This is a genomic window from Streptococcus mitis, assembly GCF_005844455.1.
GTDB lineage: Bacteria > Bacillota > Bacilli > Lactobacillales > Streptococcaceae > Streptococcus > Streptococcus mitis_BF.
This window is the reverse complement of the sequence record NZ_SPGF01000051.1, coordinates 1-15,093: the sequence shown is the minus strand read 5'-3', so window position 1 is coordinate 15,093 and position 15,093 is coordinate 1. Positions and strand designations below refer to the sequence as shown.

Sequence of the window (15,093 nt, the reverse complement as noted above, 5' to 3'; positions counted from 1 at the left end):
TCTTTCATCTCTGTGCCTTTCTTGTGTTTTCGGTTGAACAACAAGTATAACACAGAGGTGTTTTCTTATGCCTAGAATTAGCTTTCATTTGGCAAGAGGAACCCTTGAAGCTGTTTCGTTAGCTAAACCAAGGCTAGTCTTAGCCTTGGCTCACCAGCCTAACAGCATCAAGCCTCTTATCAAATGAAATCGAGTACTAGCCATAAGCCAGTTGAACCATCTAATTTTTAGGAGGGCTGGGTGGCTAACTTCATTATAGAACTTTCATTTTCGAAAAAATTTAAAAAATTCTGAAATATTCTTGACAGCTGATGAAAAAGGTGGTAAGATAGGAAACATCAAAAAAGAAAGCAGAAAAAGAAATGAATAAAAGACAAGCTGTAACAATGAATCAAAACTTTTACTTTAGCTACTTTAGATAGTGTTTGTAGACATGTTACCATGGATGCAAACAGTTCAAGCAATTTGTTTGTATCTATGTGGCTAAGATTTTTGATTGTGGTCCATATAGATGAATATCTAAATGGACTAGCTAAGTTATAACTTGTTAGATTATTTCAAGCATCCGTTTAGATATTATCTAGGCGGTTTTTTGTTTTATCTTTTCTGAGAAGGAGTTTCATTATGAAAGTTGTTCGAAAATTACTAGCCTCCCTCTTGGTAGTGGGGATCCTCTTGATCTCTCTGATCAGTTTGCATCAGTTGAAGGCAGACAAGAAAAAAGATGTTTTTCGTATCGGTATTTCGCAATTTATTACCCACCAGTCCTTAGACGCTACTAGAGAAGGTTTTGTGGATGAGCTGGCCAAACAAGGCTATGTGGAAGGGAAAAATATCGAGATTGATTTGCAAAATGCACAGGGAGAACAAAGAAATCTAAAAACGATTTCCCAGCAACTAGCAGAATCTAGTGATGTCGTTCTAGCCATTGCAACGCCTTCTGCTCAGAGCTTGGCCAATACAACACAAACGACACCGGTTATCTTTTCAGCTATAACAGACCCTGTTAGTGCTAAATTGGTTGAGTCAAGAGAACATCCTGGGGGCAATGTAACTGGGACAAGCGACCAGTCATCAGATGCCATTTCAACCCAAATCAATTTGATAAAGAAAGTGTTGCCAAAGGCTAAAACAATTGGAATTCTCTATACTCAGAGCGAGCCAAATTCAGTTGTCCAAAAGGATGAAGCTAAGCGTCTTCTGGAAGAAAAAGGCTTTAGCGTTGTTGAAAAAACAATCTTGGACAGTAACAACGTCAAGTCGGCAGCAGAGAGCTTGATGGCAGAAGTGGATATGGTTTTTGTACCAACGGACAATATCATTTCGTCAACCATGGAAACAGTTAAGCAGGTTTCTATTAAACACAAGGTTCCAGTATTTGGTGGTTCAACAGAAATGATTGCGGTTGGTGGCTTGTATAACTACGGTACCAATTATGAAGAATTGGGACGGCAGACAGCTCGTATGTTGATTCGTGTCTTAAAAGGTGAGAAGCCAGAAAATATAGCAGTTGAGTTGCCTGAAAAATTGGAATTGTATACCAATAAAGAAATGGCAGATGCACTAGGAATTGATATTAGTAAGTTAGAAAGCAAGGAATAGGAGGTTTAAGATGAGTTTTGTATTATCTAGTTTATCAGAAGGTTTGTTATGGTCGATTATGGCCATTGGAGTTTACTTGACTTTCCGTATTTTGGATATTGCTGATATGACTGCTGAAGGAGCCTTTCCTTTGGGGGCAGCTGTCGTCGTATCGCAGATACAGGCAGGGACAAATCCTTGGATCGCGACTTTACTTGCTTTGCTGGCAGGTATGATTGCTGGTCTTGTGTCAGGTATGCTTCACACCAAGATGAAAATCCCAGCTCTCTTGACAGGGATTGTGACCTTGACAGGGCTTTATTCAATCAATATTAAAATCATGGGAAGTGTGCCCAATCTTTCTTTGGGAGATTCTTCAACTGTCTTTAAACAATTGGCGAGCTTGGGGCTGACAAATGAAGAAGCTGTTTTCTCATTCAGTTTGGTCTGTCTCTTACTTGTTTGTCTAGTTTTGACTCTTTTGATGAAAACGGAGATTGGCTTGGTCTTGCGTTCAACTGGGGACAATATTCCGATGAGTGAGGCCAATGGGGTCAATGTAGACACCATGAAGATTGTTGGTTATATGATTTCAAACGGATTGATTGCCCTATGTGGTTCCTTATTTGCCCAAAATGATGGATTTTCAGATGTGACTTCTGGGACAGGAACCATCGTTGTTGGTTTGAGTGCAGTCATTATTGCAGAAGTATTGATACACGACTTAACCATTGGAGGTCGCTTGTTATCTATCGGAATCGGTGCTATTGTTTACCGTTTGATTATTTTAAATATCTATGAAATTCCAAATCTAGATCAAAACCTGGTTCGTCTCTTTAATGCGATCTTGTTAGCCTTAGTTTTATTTGCACCAGAGTTGCAAAAGAGATTAAAGATTCGTGGTTTGAAACTGAGAAATGAATAGGAGGAGAAAGTTATGGCAAGTTTGTTAACACTTGAAAATATTCACAAGACATTTGAAGCAGGGACGGTCAATGAAAACCATGTCCTCAAAGGATTAGATTTAGAGGTTGAAGAGGGAGATTTTATCTCTGTGATTGGTGGAAATGGCGCAGGGAAATCCACTTTGATGAATATCTTGGCTGGAAATCTATCTGTGGACGAAGGGGACCTTTTATTGGAAGGGAAATCCATTAAAAATCTGAGTGTACGAAAGAGAGCCAAGGATATTGCCCGTGTTTTTCAAGATCCTAAGATGGGGACAGCTTCTCGTTTGACGATTGAGGAGAATATGGCTATTGCCTTAAGACGTGGGCAAAAGAGAGGACTTGGTTGGGGCGTGAAGGAGAAGGATAGAATCCAGTTCCAAGAGGCCTTGAAAGAGTTGAATATCGGCCTTGAAAATCGCTTGAAAGTGGATACTCAATACCTTTCAGGAGGACAGAGACAGGCCTTGACCCTGGTCATGGCAGCCTTGGTGAAACCTAAGCTCTTGTTGTTGGATGAACACACTGCGGCACTTGACCCGAAAACTAGTCAAATGGTGATGGACTTGACGCAAAAGATTGTGGAGCACCATCAGTTGACTACTCTGATGATTACCCACGATATGAACCATGCGATTGAGTACGGAAATCGTCTCATTATGCTCTATCAAGGCAAGATAGTAGTGGATGTCAAAGGAGAAGAGAAAAAGCATCTGACAGTTGAAGACCTCATGCATCTCTTCCAGAAAAATAGTGGCCAAAGTCTGGTCAGTGATGAATTGGTTTTGGGATAAAGAAAAAGGCTGAAATCTAGTGTTTCAGTCTTTTATTTCTTACGTTTTGCAAAATCGACAAATCTGAATTTTTCGAGTTTATGGCGGCTTTCGGTGAATTGAAACTGGCGCCCGTCTTGGAGGCAGACTTTTGATTTAATCGAAACGACATAAGGGTCTTTGCCAATATCCATGAGAATCTTGTCTCGGTCGTTGGCGCCCTCTTTTGCAGAAAAGCAGGGTTCTTTTTGCTGTCTATTCCATCCCTGAAAGTGTAGAACAAACTGGTCAGGGTGGCTAGATTGTGGTATAATGAAAGAGACCCAAAAAGAAACAGGAGAAAAATGATGGATTTACTATTAGCAATTGTCTTGATTGTGCTAGCTTTTCTAGGAGGAGCTCTTGGAGGAATGTACTTGGTTCGTAAGCAAATTGAAAAAGAATTCGCTGACAACCCACGTTTGAATGCTGAAGCAGTTCGTACTCTTTTGAGTGCAAATGGTCAAAAACCAAGCGAAGCCAAGGTACAACAAGTTTACCACCAAATCATCCGCCAACAAAAAGCAGCCCTTGCTAACAATAAAAAGAAAAAATAAATAAGGAAAAGTCTGGGATGAAAGTTCCAGACTTCTCACTATGTTGGCTATGGTTTAGGGATAAGACTTTTTCCTTGCATTCTATTGATATTTGATTATGATTAAGAGAGATAGTTGTTGATGAGGCTGTTCTTCAGTTCTTAAAGACAAGTAATCATAATGAACTATCAATCAGAAAAATACTAGAAAGAAGACTGTATGGATAATCGACCAATTGGTTTTTTGGATTCGGGTGTCGGGGGCTTGACCGTTGTGCGTGAGCTCATGCGCCAGCTTCCCCATGAAGAAATCGTCTATATTGGAGATTCGGCGCGGGCGCCCTATGGTCCCCGTCCTGCTGAGCAAATTCGTGAATATACTTGGCAGTTGGTCAACTTTCTCTTGACCAAGGATGTCAAGATGATTGTCATTGCTTGTAACACTGCGACTGCGGTTGTCTGGGAAGAAATCAAGGCTCAACTAGATATTCCGGTCTTGGGTGTGATTTTGCCAGGAGCTTCGGCAGCCATCAAGTCCAGCCAAGGTGGGAAAATCGGAGTGATTGGAACGCCGATGACGGTCCAATCAGACATCTACCGTCAGAAAATCCATGATCTGGATCCAGACTTACAGGTGGAGAGTTTGGCTTGTCCCAAGTTTGCTCCCTTGGTGGAGTCAGGTGCCCTGTCAACCAGTGTCACCAAGAAAGTGGTCTATGAAACCCTGCGTCCCTTGGTTGGAAAAGTGGATAGCCTGATTTTGGGCTGTACACATTATCCACTCCTTCGCCCTATCATCCAAAATGTCATGGGACCAAAGGTTCAGCTCATCGATAGTGGGGCAGAGTGTGTACGGGACATTTCAGTCTTACTTAATTATTTTGAAATCAATCGTGGTCGCGATGCTGGACCACTCCATCACCGTTTTTACACAACAGCCAGTAGCCAAAGTTTTGCACAAATTGGTGAAGAATGGCTGGAAAAAGAAATTCATGTGGAGCATGTAGAATTATGACAAATAAAATTTATGAATACAAGGATGACCAGGACTGGTATGTCGGGTCCTATGCTATTTTTGGTGGCATCCGGACGTTGATTGATGAAGACTTGGATTTCCCTCTGGTTGAATTGGCCAAAATCTTTCGAGACGAGGAACGAGGTTTCCCGATTTCAGTTACTGTTTTACGCTATGGTTCTCTCTATCGTTTATTGTCCTTTGTGGTAGAGATACTAAACCAAGAAGCAGGTCGCAATCTAGAAGTCATCCAACGTCAAGGGGCTTTGCTCTTGGTTGAAAATGGCCAACTCTTGTATGTGGAATTGCCCAAAGAAGGGGTCAATGTTCATGATTTCTTTAAGACAAACAAGGTCAGAGAAACCCTGTTAATTGCGACTCGTAATGAAGGTAAGACCAAGGAATTCCGAGCTATCTTTGACAAGTTAGGCTACGATGTGGAAAATCTCAATGACTATCCTGACCTACCTGAAGTAGCAGAAACAGGTATGACCTTTGAAGAAAATGCCCGCCTCAAGGCAGAAACCATTTCCCAATTAACGGGCAAGATGGTTTTGGCAGATGATTCTGGACTGAAAGTTGATGTCCTTGGTGGCTTGCCAGGCGTCTGGTCAGCTCGTTTTGCAGGTGTAGAAGCAACTGACCGTGAAAACAATGCTAAACTCTTGCACGAATTGGCCATGGTCTTTGAACTCAAGGACCGCTCGGCTCAATTCCATACAACCCTAGTCGTAGCCAGCCCAAACAAGGAAAGCTTGGTTGTCGAAGCAGACTGGCCTGGCTACATTAACTTTGCACCTAAGGGTGAAAATGGATTTGGCTATGATCCTCTTTTCCTTGTGGGAGAGACAGGCAAATCATCAGCTGAATTAACCCTTGAAGAAAAAAATAGCCAATCTCACCGTGCCTTAGCCGTTAAGAAACTTTTGGAGGTATTTCCATCATGGCAAAGCAAACCATCATTGTAATGAGCGATTCCCATGGCGATAGCTTGATTGTGGAAGAAATCCGTGATCGCTATGTGGGCAAAGTTGACGCCGTTTTTCATAACGGAGATTCTGAACTGCGTCCTGATTCTCCACTTTGGGAGGGAATCCGTGTTGTTAAAGGGAATATGGACTTCTATGCAGGCTACCCAGAACGTTTGGTGACTGAGCTTGGTTCGACCAAGATTATCCAAACCCATGGTCACTTGCTTGACATCAATTTCAACTTTCAAAAGTTGGACTACTGGGCTCAGGAAGAAGAAGCCGATATCTGCCTCTATGGTCACTTGCATGTGCCAAGCGCTTGGATGGAGGGCAAAACCCTCTTTCTAAATCCAGGTTCTATCAGCCAACCACGAGGTACCATCAGAGAATGTCTCTATGCTCGTGTGGAGATTGATGATAGCTATTTCAAAGTGGATTTTTTGACACGAGACCACGAGGTGTATCCAGGCCTGTCCAAGGAGTTTAGCAGATGATTGCCAAGGAGTTTGAGACTTTCTTGCTAGGGCAAGAGGAAACTTTTTTGACCCTTGCTGAAAATCTAGCTGTGTTGATTGATACCCATAATGCGGATCATGCGACCCTCTTGCTCAGTCAGATGACCTATACCCGTGTTCCTGTTGTAACAGATGAAAAACAGTTTGTTGGGACTATTGGGCTCAGAGATATTATGGCTTATCAGATGGAGCATGACTTGAGCTCAGAAATCATGGCGGATACGGACATTGTCCACATGACGAAAAGGGACGTAGCGGTTGTTTCGCCTGATTTTACCATTACGGAGGTCTTGCACAAACTGGTAGATGAGTCTTTCTTGCCGGTTGTGGACGCAGAGGGGATTTTCCAAGGGATTATCACGCGCAAATCTATCCTCAAGGCAGTCAATGCCCTCTTGCATGACTTTAGTAAGGATTATGAGATTCGATGCAGATGAGAGATAGGATTTCAGCCTTTTTAGAGGAAAAACAAGGCTTATCTGCCAATTCTAAGCAATCTTATAAGTATGATTTGGAGCAATTTTTAGACATTGTGGGTGAGCGAATTTCGGAGACCAGTCTCAAGATTTACCAAGTCCAGCTAGCCAGTCTGAAAATCAGTGCCCAGAAACGAAAGATTTCGGCCTGTAACCAATTTCTCTACTTTCTCTATCAAAAAGGAGAGGTGGACAGCTTTTATCGCTTGGAATTAGCCAAACAGTCTGAAAAGAAGACTGAGAAGCCAGAACTCTTAGACCTAGACTCTTTTTGGCAGGAAAACGACTATCCAGAGGGTCGCTTGCTGGCGCTCCTGATTTTGGAGATGGGTTTGTTACCAAGTGAGATTTTAGCTCTCAAGGTTGCGGATATCAATCTGGATTTTCAGGTGCTGCGAATTAGCAAGGCTTCCCAACAGAGGATTGTCACCATTCCCACAGCCTTGCTTTCAGAATTGGAACCCTTGATGGGGCAGACCTATCTTTTTGAAAGGGCAGGGAAAGCTTATTCTCGTCAGTGGGCATTCCGTCAGCTGGAGTCCTTTGTTAAGGAGAAAGGTTTCCCAACCTTATCAGCCCAATCCTTGCGGGAACAGTTCATTTTAAGACAAATAGAAAAGAAGGTCGATTTGTACGAAATTACAAAAAAATTAGGATTAAAAACAGTCCTGACCTTAGAAAAATATAGATAATGGATATTAAATTAAAAGATTTTGAAGGACCGCTGGACCTGCTTTTGCACTTGGTCTCTAAGTACCAGATGGATATCTACGATGTGCCCATCACAGAAGTTATCGAACAGTATCTAGCCTATGTCTCAACCCTGCAGGCCATGCGTCTGGAAGTGACGGGAGAGTATATGGTCATGGCCAGTCAGCTCATGTTGATTAAGAGCCGCAAGCTCTTGCCAAAGGTAGCGGAAGTGACAGATTTGGAAGATGACCTAGAGCAGGATCTTCTCTCTCAAATCGAAGAATACCGTAAGTTCAAGCTCTTGGGGGAGCACTTGGAAGCCAAGCACCAAGAACGGGCCCAGTACTATTCCAAAGCGCCGACAGAGTTGATTTACGAAGATGCCGAGCTTGTGCATGACAAGACGACCATTGATCTTTTTTTGGCTTTTTCAAATATCCTAGCTAAGAAAAAAGAGGAGTTTGCACAGAATCACACGACTATCTTGCGGGATGAGTATAAGATTGAGGACATGATGGTCATCGTAAAAGAGTCCTTGACTGGACGAGCCCAGTTGCGCTTGCAGGATTTGTTCAAGGAAGCCCAGAATCTCCAAGAGGTCATCACCCTCTTTTTGGCAACCCTAGAGTTAATCAAAACCCAGGAGCTAATCCTCTTGCAAGAGGAGAGTTTCGGAGATATCTATCTCATGGAAAAGAAGGAAGAAAGTCAAGTGGCCCAAAGCTAGACTTGATAGAGAGGAAAGATGAGTACTTTAGCAAAAATAGAAGCGCTCTTGTTTGTAGCGGGTGAAGATGGGATTAGGGTCCGCCAGTTAGCTGAACTCCTCTCTCTGCCACCGACAGGCATCCAACAGAGTATAGAAAAGTTAGTCCAGAAGTATGAAAATGACCCAGATTCCAGTTTGGCTCTGATTGAGACAAGTGGGGCTTATAGATTGGTGACCAAGCCTCAGTTTTCAGAGGTTTTGAAGGAATATTCCAAGGCGCCTATTAACCAGAGCTTGTCTCGGGCTGCCCTTGAGACCTTGTCCATCATTGCTTACAAGCAGCCTATTACGCGGATCGAAATTGATGCTATTCGTGGGGTCAACTCGAGTGGGGCCTTGGCAAAGTTGCAGGCCTTTGACTTGATTAAAGAAGACGGGAAAAAAGAAGTGTTGGGGCGCCCTAACCTCTATGTGACTACGGATTATTTCCTAGATTACATGGGAATTAACCATTTGGAAGAATTACCAGTGATTGATGAGCTTGAAATTCAAGCCCAAGAAAGCCAATTATTTGGTGAAAGGATAGAAGAAGATGAGAATCAATAAGTATATTGCCCACGCAGGTGTGGCCAGTAGGAGAAAAGCAGAAGAACTGATCAAGCAAGGCTTGGTGACGGTTAACGGCCAAGTGGTACGTGACCTCGCAACCACTATCAAGTCAGACGATAAGGTCGAAGTTGAAGGCCAGCCTATCTACAACGAAGAAAAGGTCTATTATCTGCTTAACAAACCACGCGGTGTCATTTCCAGTGTGACAGATGATAAGGGCCGCAAGACGGTTGTCGACCTCTTGCCCAACGTGAAAGAGCGTATCTACCCAGTTGGACGTTTGGACTGGGATACATCAGGTGTTTTGATTTTGACCAATGATGGGGATTTTACGGATGAAATGATTCACCCCCGTAATGAGATTGACAAGGTCTATGTCGCGCGTGTTAAAGGCGTGGCCAATAAGGATAATCTACGCCCCTTGACCCGAGGTCTTGAGATTGATGGTAAGAAAACCAAGCCAGCTGTTTATGAAATTCTCAAAGTGGATCCAGTTAAAAATCGCTCTGTGGTACAGTTGACCATCCACGAAGGGCGTAACCATCAGGTTAAAAAAATGTTTGAAGCTGTCGGTCTCCAAGTAGATAAACTGTCTCGTACACGTTTTGGACATCTAGACTTGACAGGCCTCCGTCCAGGTGAATCCCGTCGTCTTAATAAAAAAGAAATCAGCCAACTACACACCATGGCTGTAAGCAAGAAATAATGAAACGAATTTTGATAGCGCCTGTGCGCTTTTACCAACGTTTTATCTCGCCAGCCTTTCCACCTTCTTGTCGCTTTGAGCCTACTTGTTCCAACTATATGATTCAGGCTATTGAAAAACATGGCTTTAAGGGTGTCTTGATGGGCTTGTCTCGGATTTTACGTTGCCATCCCCGGTCGAAAACAGGCAAGGACCCCGTCCCAGACCATTTTTCCCTCAAACGGAATCAAGAAGGGGAATGAGGTTGGGTAAAAGGTTTCAAAATGATAAAAACACATCCTATCAGGTTTTAGAAAGCTTGATAGGATGTGTTTTAGAATGTCAAAATTTTACTTAAATTGAGTTTGAAGTAGCTTATTTCAAGGCTTTTTGTGCGTCTTCAATCATGATTTTTGTTGATTCAAGACCGCCTCCACTTAGATACCAGAGGTCTGGTGTGAGTTGGATAATTTTACCATTTTTAGCGGCAGGAGTTTCAGCGATGAGGGCATTTTCTAGGACGCCATCGTTGCTAGAATTGTCGCCACCGATGGCAAGGGTGCGGTTGATGACAAAGAGGATGTCGGGATTGATTTCTTTGACACTTTCAAAGCTGACTTCTTGTCCGTGGCGAGAATCTTCAAATTTTGTATCAGTTGGCTTGAATTTCAAGGTTTGGTACAAGAAAGAGAAACGAGATTGGGCACCAAAGGCAGCCATTTTTCCTTCATTGAGAAGGATAGCAAGGGCTTTTTTGTCAGAACTTTCATTTTTAGTAGCGACTTCTTGGATGCTCTTGTCTAGCTTGGCCAATTCTTCCTTAGCTTTCTGTGTACCAGTTTCGCCGAAGGCACTTGCTAAGGATTCGATATTAGCCTTGGTAGAAGTCCAGTAGTCGTCTTTGCTTGCTTGGAAGAGAACAGTCGGAGCAATTTCTTTGAACTTGTCTACGAATTTTTGGGTACGTGGAGAAGCGATAATCAAATCCGGTTCAAGAGCAGCAACGGCTTCTAAATCAGGCTCTTTCATAGAACCAACATTTTTAACTTTTTCAGATAGATCTTTGAGATAGGTTGGAACGGTTTTTGTAGGCATTCCGACGATATTTTTTTCAAACCCTATAGCACGAATAGTATCCGCAGCACCGAGGTCAAAGGTCACAATCTTTTCAGGAACCTTTGAAAGTTTGACCTCGTCCAGTGAACTTTTAATGGTTACCTCTGTTGGAGCAGAGCTACTTGTCTCTGTCTGGCTAGTGCTTGAGTTTGTATTTGTACTACATGCACCAAGTAGAAGCAAGAAGCTAGCCACTAGGGCAGTGAGATAAAGTTTAAGGGATGTTTTCATGATTTCTCCTTTTTAAAATGTGATAACGATGTAGGGAGTCTCTTAGATAGGCTTGTTAGCTAAGAGACTGAGGGTTCTCTAACTCGAGTTCAGAATAGCTAGCTATAGATACAGATCTTTTTACCATTGATATCCGCCAGCGTGATGGGAATCTCATAGAGTTGACTGAGTAGGTCAGCCTGCATGATTTGATCGGTTCTTCCCTTGCTAAAGACTTGACCGTCCTTGAAGGCGACAATTTCATCCGCATACTGGCTGGCCATGTTAATATCGTGGAGAACGATGATAATGGTCTTGCCGAGTTCCTCCACCAGTCGTCGAAGAATCTGCATCATGCTGACGCTTTGCTTGATATCGAGATTGTTGAGTGGTTCGTCTAGCAATATAAAGTCTGTATCCTGGGCCAGTACCATAGCGATAAAGACACGTTGGAGCTGGCCCCCAGATAGGCTATCGATGTAGCGGTCTTTTAAGTTGGTCAGTTCCAGATAGTCCAGAGTTTCTCGGATTTTTTCCCAGTCTTCTGGTCTAAGTCTACCTCGGCTGTAGGGAAAACGTCCAAAACTGACCAGTTCTTCAACCGTCAATTTGGCTTGGTAATTGATTTTCTGCTTTAGGATAGTCAGTTCTTTGGCTAGTTCTTGCGAATTCCAGCTCTCTATTTCACGACCTTTGATACTAAGAATCCCCTGATCTTTCTTGGTCAGTCTGCTCATGATGGAGAGGAGAGTCGATTTTCCAGCACCATTTGGACCAATGAAGGCTGTCAGTTTCTGAGGACTGACTTCAAGCGTAATACCTTGCAAAATATCCTGTTTTTGAATGGATTTGTCAATGTTTTCCAGTTTCACCGACGGGCCCTCCTGTAAAGTAAGATAAAGAATAAGAAACCACCCACACTCTCGATGATCATGCTGATGCGAATTTCCAGCGCAAAGACTCGTTCGATGAGGGCTTGCCCCAAGGTTAAGCTAATAAATCCAATTAGAATGGCTACGATAAAGAGCAACTTGTGCCGATAATCTTTGACAATCAGGTAAGTGAGATTGGCTAGCATAAAGCCGAAGAAGGCCATAGGCCCTACCAAGGCAGTGGCTGTTGAGGTCAAGAGCACGATGCCCCAGAGGAGTTCTCTCTGTTCTTTTTCAACATCGAGTCCCAGTATCTGAGCCGTTTCTCTTTGCAGGTGCAAGACATCCAGAATGACTGCTTTTCGAAAGAAAACGATTGTCAAAGCGAGGATGATCAGAGAACCGAGGGCTAGGATGGAAGTGTTGAGATGTTGAAAGGAAGCAAAGAGACTGTTCTGCAGTTTATCGTATTCATTTGGATCCATCAGGACCTGAAGGAAGGTACTGATATTTCGAAAGAGACTTCCGAGCGCTAGACAGATCAGCAGAATGAAGACTAGGTCTTGCTTCATCAGTGTCTTCAAGTAGCCTTGTAAGGCGAGAAAGAAGAGGGATTGGAGCAGAAGCAAGACTAGAAATTCTAAGATAGGAGACTTCCCAAGTTGAAGAAATTTGCTTTCAAAAACTAGTAGCAGGGTTTGTAATAGGACATAGAAGGATTCGATTCCTAAAATACTAGGTGTCAGGAAGCGATTTTCCGTCAGGGTTTGAAAACTAATGGTCGAAATTCCTGTCGCGATTGCTACCAAGAGATAAACAACTATCTTTTGTGAACGCAACTTCCAAGCAAAGGTGGATAGATGGGTGATGGGCCAAAAGTAGAGAAGACAAGCTCCGATGGCCAGAATAATGAGAAGCCAGAAGAGCTTGGTATGTTTGCTTTTAGACGGCATCTTTTCGTCCCCCTCTCCAGAGAAGTAGGATAAAGACAAGGCTACCGATGATTCCTAATAGGAGACTGACAGATAGCTCATAGGGTCGGATCAAGACTCGAGAGAGGATGTCGCAGGTCAGAACCAGATTGGCACCGACCAGTACGACCATAAGTTTGGTTTGACTCAGATTATCTCCATAGCGCTTGCGAACAAGATTGGGAACGATGACCCCGAGAAATGGTAAGCCACCCACGGTAATCATGGTGACGCTTGTCGTTAGCGCAACCAGAAAGAGGGCCAGTTTTTCAAGTAGGGAGTAAGAAATCCCCAAACTCTCACTGGTTTCCTTACCCAGATTCATGATGGTAAAGGTTTGGGATAATTTCCAAACGGCAATCAGGATAATGAGGCCTAAGAAGAGCCACTCATACTGATGGGTCTGAATCATGGAGAAGGACCCCTGGGTCCAAGCGGTCATACTCTGAACCAGATTGAAACGATAGGCGATAACTTCTGTCACAGAACCGATAATCCCACTATAAATGATCCCAATCAAGGGCAGCATCCACCTTTCCTTTATAGTAAAAATGGTCATAAAGGCCAGAAAGAAGAGGGTAAATAAGATGGAGGAAACAAAAGCAAAGAGCATCTTTTGGGTCAGACTCGCAGACGGAAAGACAAAGAGGCTCAACACCATTCCCAGTTTGGCGGCTTCTGTCGTTCCGACTGTACTCGGAGCAGCAAACTGATTTTGAGTAATGGTCTGCATGAGGAGTCCTGCCATGCTCATACTGGAGGCTGCAAGGAGAATACTGATGGTCCTTGGAAGACGCGACTCTTGAAAGAGAAGCCAAGTCTGTTGGTCAAAAGCAAAGAATTTTTCCCAAGAAAAATCACTGGTTCCAAGGGTAATGGAGAGAAAGACCAGGAGTAGAAGTAAGCCAGTTAAATAATGAGAAAGTTTCATACCCAATCCTTTCATGTAGATTTGGTATCGAAAGATACCTGCGGATATTACTGTAACACGATTTCTTTAATCTGTCAATAAATTTTCTGACAATTTAATGAATAAAACAAGGAGAAAGCACTAGGACTTTCTCCTTGTTTTATTCCAAAATGTTTTTACCCTCTTTCACACGCCAGTGATAATCTGATAAAATAATATCTTCGAGGGAGTAGCTAGCCTGCCAATCAAGATATTGTTTAGCTTTTGATGCGTCTGCTAGGACGCTAGCCGGATCACCTGCACGACGAGCAACAATTTCGTGTGGAATTTTTTGGTTTAGTAGTTCTTCAGCAGTTTTAAAGATTTCTTTGACGGTATAACCTTTCTCAGTTCCTAAGTTAAAGATTTGAGAAGAACTGTCTTCTTGAAAGAGGTAATTCATCCCTTTAACGTGGGCCTGTGCAAGGTCCAAGACATGAATGTAATCCCGAATACATGAACCGTCACGTGTATCGTAGTCATCTCCAAATATTTTGAGGCTATCATTTTGTCCCAATGCAGTCTTGTTGATGTTAGGAATGATGTGAGTTGGATTTTTTACTCGCAGACCGTTTGAAGCATCCATTTCAGCCCCAGCTACATTAAAGTAACGGAAAATGACGTATTTCCAGTCGTAGCTATTGGCCATCCAGTAAATCATTCGTTCACCCATCAGTTTGGTCTCTGCATAAGGGTTGACAGGGTCGAGAAGGGTGTCTTCAGTCGCTGGCTTGTCAATACAGTTATTGCCATAGAGAGAAGCGGTTGAAGAGAACATGATTTTTTGAATGCCAACTTCAGATAAGACTTTGAGAACTTGGTTCATACCAGCAACATTGGCAGTGAAGTATTTGCTTGGATTTTCAATACTTTCGCTCACAACAATTTCACCTGCACAATGAAGAACAGCATCAATCTTATTTTCTTCCAAGTAAGTTTTTAAGGCACTAGCATCATAAACATCCAGTTGTTTAAAGCTAGCACGACTATCCACAGCTGCACGATTTCCTGTAGAGAGATTATCTAGGACATGGACCTGATAGCCAGCATTTAAAAGAGCTTTAACGGTATGGGAGCCAATATAGCCAGCTCCACCTGTAACAAGAATTATTTTTGTCATGATTTTTTCCTTTTCCTAGTTTTGTACTATTTTAAATAAAGAAGAAGGGAAAGTCAATGTCATTAAGTTAAGAAATTCAAATACAATTCTGTATTTGGGCAATGTCATTAAGTTAGTGATCTAACTACTTGAATAGGAGGTGTGATTGAGAACATCAAAGTGATTCTCTATCACATCTTCTATTTTTTTGCATGACAAATAAAGGTTTTTTCACCCTATTTTTTGAGATTTATGTTACTCTATAGATGAAATCAACTACCGATTGGGCCTTTATCTTTCTTGGATATTTTCGATTCGATCGAATAAT

18 protein-coding genes and 1 pseudogene are annotated in these 15,093 nt (G+C 42.6%); 13 read left to right on the top strand and 6 right to left on the bottom strand.

Annotated elements, in window-relative coordinates:
* The first annotated feature begins 624 nt into the window (after positions 1–624).
* The 3 genes from FGQ53_RS09175 to FGQ53_RS09165 are packed head-to-tail and all read left to right on the top strand — an operon-like array spanning position 625 to position 3,322.
* Positions 625–1,602, top strand: coding sequence for an ABC transporter substrate binding protein (locus FGQ53_RS09175; RefSeq protein WP_138338074.1), 978 nt, complete (start codon positions 625–627; stop codon positions 1,600–1,602).
* A 10-nt stretch (positions 1,603–1,612) separates the two neighbouring features.
* Entirely contained in the window at positions 1,613–2,506 is an 894-nt protein-coding gene (locus FGQ53_RS09170; protein WP_138338072.1) for an ABC transporter permease, read from the top strand.
* Between the two features lie 12 nt (positions 2,507–2,518).
* A complete protein-coding gene (locus FGQ53_RS09165; RefSeq protein WP_000157668.1) occupies positions 2,519–3,322 on the top strand; it encodes an ABC transporter ATP-binding protein in 804 nt (267 codons plus the stop codon).
* Between the two features lie 32 nt (positions 3,323–3,354).
* Here the strand turns inward: FGQ53_RS09165 and FGQ53_RS09160 are convergent.
* Positions 3,355–3,519, bottom strand: a pseudogene (locus FGQ53_RS09160) (trehalose operon repressor); the annotation flags it as partial.
* A gap of 129 nt (positions 3,520–3,648) precedes the next feature.
* Here FGQ53_RS09160 and FGQ53_RS09155 point away from each other — a divergent pair.
* The 10 genes from FGQ53_RS09155 (at position 3,649) to yidD (ending at position 9,811) form a co-directional block, all read left to right on the top strand.
* Positions 3,649–3,897 (top strand): YneF family protein, encoded by a 249-nt coding sequence (locus FGQ53_RS09155; protein ID WP_000364990.1) that lies wholly within the window; start codon positions 3,649–3,651, stop codon positions 3,895–3,897.
* 198 nt (positions 3,898–4,095) lie between these two features.
* Positions 4,096–4,890: a glutamate racemase gene (gene racE / locus FGQ53_RS09150; RefSeq protein WP_000370376.1), complete on the top strand. Its 795-nt coding sequence runs from the start codon at positions 4,096–4,098 to the stop codon at positions 4,888–4,890.
* Entirely contained in the window at positions 4,887–5,858 is a 972-nt protein-coding gene (locus FGQ53_RS09145; RefSeq protein ID WP_138338069.1) for a nucleoside-triphosphate diphosphatase, read from the top strand. The genes racE and FGQ53_RS09145 overlap by 4 nt, the downstream gene beginning before the upstream one ends.
* On the top strand, positions 5,834–6,355 hold the full coding sequence (locus FGQ53_RS09140; protein ID WP_033681304.1) for a metallophosphoesterase: 522 nt from the start codon (positions 5,834–5,836) through the stop codon (positions 6,353–6,355). The genes FGQ53_RS09145 and FGQ53_RS09140 overlap by 25 nt, the downstream gene beginning before the upstream one ends.
* Positions 6,352–6,813 carry a cyclic-di-AMP-binding protein CbpB gene (gene cbpB / locus FGQ53_RS09135; RefSeq protein ID WP_138338066.1) on the top strand — a complete coding sequence of 154 codons (462 nt, stop codon included), beginning with the start codon at positions 6,352–6,354 and terminating at the stop codon, positions 6,811–6,813. The genes FGQ53_RS09140 and cbpB overlap by 4 nt, the downstream gene beginning before the upstream one ends.
* Complete coding sequence (gene xerD / locus FGQ53_RS09130; protein ID WP_283215144.1) at positions 6,810–7,544, top strand: site-specific tyrosine recombinase XerD; 735 nt, start codon at positions 6,810–6,812, stop codon at positions 7,542–7,544. The genes cbpB and xerD overlap by 4 nt, the downstream gene beginning before the upstream one ends.
* The gene (locus FGQ53_RS09125; RefSeq protein WP_138338061.1) at positions 7,544–8,272 is read left to right on the top strand and encodes a segregation/condensation protein A; all 729 of its coding nucleotides are present in this window, start codon (positions 7,544–7,546) and stop codon (positions 8,270–8,272) included. Before xerD ends, FGQ53_RS09125 begins: the two co-directional genes overlap by 1 nt.
* Before the next feature lie 18 nt (positions 8,273–8,290).
* Positions 8,291–8,860 carry an SMC-Scp complex subunit ScpB gene (gene scpB / locus FGQ53_RS09120; protein ID WP_138338058.1) on the top strand — a complete coding sequence of 190 codons (570 nt, stop codon included), beginning with the start codon at positions 8,291–8,293 and terminating at the stop codon, positions 8,858–8,860.
* On the top strand, positions 8,847–9,569 hold the full coding sequence (locus FGQ53_RS09115; protein WP_138338055.1) for a pseudouridine synthase: 723 nt from the start codon (positions 8,847–8,849) through the stop codon (positions 9,567–9,569). Before scpB ends, FGQ53_RS09115 begins: the two co-directional genes overlap by 14 nt.
* Entirely contained in the window at positions 9,569–9,811 is a 243-nt protein-coding gene (gene yidD / locus FGQ53_RS09110) for a membrane protein insertion efficiency factor YidD (RefSeq protein ID WP_138338052.1), read from the top strand. Before FGQ53_RS09115 ends, yidD begins: the two co-directional genes overlap by 1 nt.
* A 112-nt stretch (positions 9,812–9,923) precedes the next feature.
* On the opposite strand, the gene FGQ53_RS09105 is transcribed toward yidD, so the two are convergent.
* From FGQ53_RS09105 to galE, 5 genes are all read right to left on the bottom strand, one after another.
* A complete protein-coding gene (locus tag FGQ53_RS09105) occupies positions 9,924–10,895 on the bottom strand; it encodes a siderophore ABC transporter substrate-binding protein (RefSeq protein ID WP_138338049.1) in 972 nt (323 codons plus the stop codon).
* A 98-nt stretch (positions 10,896–10,993) separates the two neighbouring features.
* On the bottom strand, positions 10,994–11,746 hold the full coding sequence (locus tag FGQ53_RS09100) for an ABC transporter ATP-binding protein (protein ID WP_138338046.1): 753 nt from the start codon (positions 11,744–11,746) through the stop codon (positions 10,994–10,996).
* The gene (locus tag FGQ53_RS09095; protein WP_138338043.1) at positions 11,743–12,699 is read right to left on the bottom strand and encodes an iron chelate uptake ABC transporter family permease subunit; all 957 of its coding nucleotides are present in this window, start codon (positions 12,697–12,699) and stop codon (positions 11,743–11,745) included. The genes FGQ53_RS09100 and FGQ53_RS09095 overlap by 4 nt, the downstream gene beginning before the upstream one ends.
* Positions 12,689–13,648, bottom strand: coding sequence for an ABC transporter permease (locus FGQ53_RS09090; RefSeq protein ID WP_171019129.1), 960 nt, complete (start codon positions 13,646–13,648; stop codon positions 12,689–12,691). Before FGQ53_RS09090 ends, FGQ53_RS09095 begins: the two co-directional genes overlap by 11 nt.
* 139 nt (positions 13,649–13,787) lie before the next feature.
* Positions 13,788–14,786 carry a UDP-glucose 4-epimerase GalE gene (gene galE / locus FGQ53_RS09085; protein ID WP_138338037.1) on the bottom strand — a complete coding sequence of 333 codons (999 nt, stop codon included), beginning with the start codon at positions 14,784–14,786 and terminating at the stop codon, positions 13,788–13,790.
* Positions 14,787–15,093 lie beyond the last annotated feature (307 nt).

Coding starts and splice junctions, on each gene's coding strand:
- FGQ53_RS09175 (WP_138338074.1), top strand. CDS start 625: ATGAAAGTTGTTCGAAAATTACTAGCCTCCCTCTTGGTAGTGGGGATC.
- FGQ53_RS09170 (WP_138338072.1), top strand. CDS start 1,613: ATGAGTTTTGTATTATCTAGTTTATCAGAAGGTTTGTTATGGTCGATT.
- FGQ53_RS09165 (WP_000157668.1), top strand. CDS start 2,519: ATGGCAAGTTTGTTAACACTTGAAAATATTCACAAGACATTTGAAGCA.
- FGQ53_RS09155 (WP_000364990.1), top strand. CDS start 3,649: ATGGATTTACTATTAGCAATTGTCTTGATTGTGCTAGCTTTTCTAGGA.
- racE (WP_000370376.1), top strand. CDS start 4,096: ATGGATAATCGACCAATTGGTTTTTTGGATTCGGGTGTCGGGGGCTTG.
- FGQ53_RS09145 (WP_138338069.1), top strand. CDS start 4,887: ATGACAAATAAAATTTATGAATACAAGGATGACCAGGACTGGTATGTC.
- FGQ53_RS09140 (WP_033681304.1), top strand. CDS start 5,834: ATGGCAAAGCAAACCATCATTGTAATGAGCGATTCCCATGGCGATAGC.
- cbpB (WP_138338066.1), top strand. CDS start 6,352: ATGATTGCCAAGGAGTTTGAGACTTTCTTGCTAGGGCAAGAGGAAACT.
- xerD (WP_283215144.1), top strand. CDS start 6,810: ATGAGAGATAGGATTTCAGCCTTTTTAGAGGAAAAACAAGGCTTATCT.
- FGQ53_RS09125 (WP_138338061.1), top strand. CDS start 7,544: ATGGATATTAAATTAAAAGATTTTGAAGGACCGCTGGACCTGCTTTTG.
- scpB (WP_138338058.1), top strand. CDS start 8,291: ATGAGTACTTTAGCAAAAATAGAAGCGCTCTTGTTTGTAGCGGGTGAA.
- FGQ53_RS09115 (WP_138338055.1), top strand. CDS start 8,847: ATGAGAATCAATAAGTATATTGCCCACGCAGGTGTGGCCAGTAGGAGA.
- yidD (WP_138338052.1), top strand. CDS start 9,569: ATGAAACGAATTTTGATAGCGCCTGTGCGCTTTTACCAACGTTTTATC.
- FGQ53_RS09105 (WP_138338049.1), bottom strand. CDS start 10,895: ATGAAAACATCCCTTAAACTTTATCTCACTGCCCTAGTGGCTAGCTTC.
- FGQ53_RS09095 (WP_138338043.1), bottom strand. CDS start 12,699: ATGCCGTCTAAAAGCAAACATACCAAGCTCTTCTGGCTTCTCATTATT.
- FGQ53_RS09090 (WP_171019129.1), bottom strand. CDS start 13,648: ATGAAACTTTCTCATTATTTAACTGGCTTACTTCTACTCCTGGTCTTT.
- galE (WP_138338037.1), bottom strand. CDS start 14,786: ATGACAAAAATAATTCTTGTTACAGGTGGAGCTGGCTATATTGGCTCC.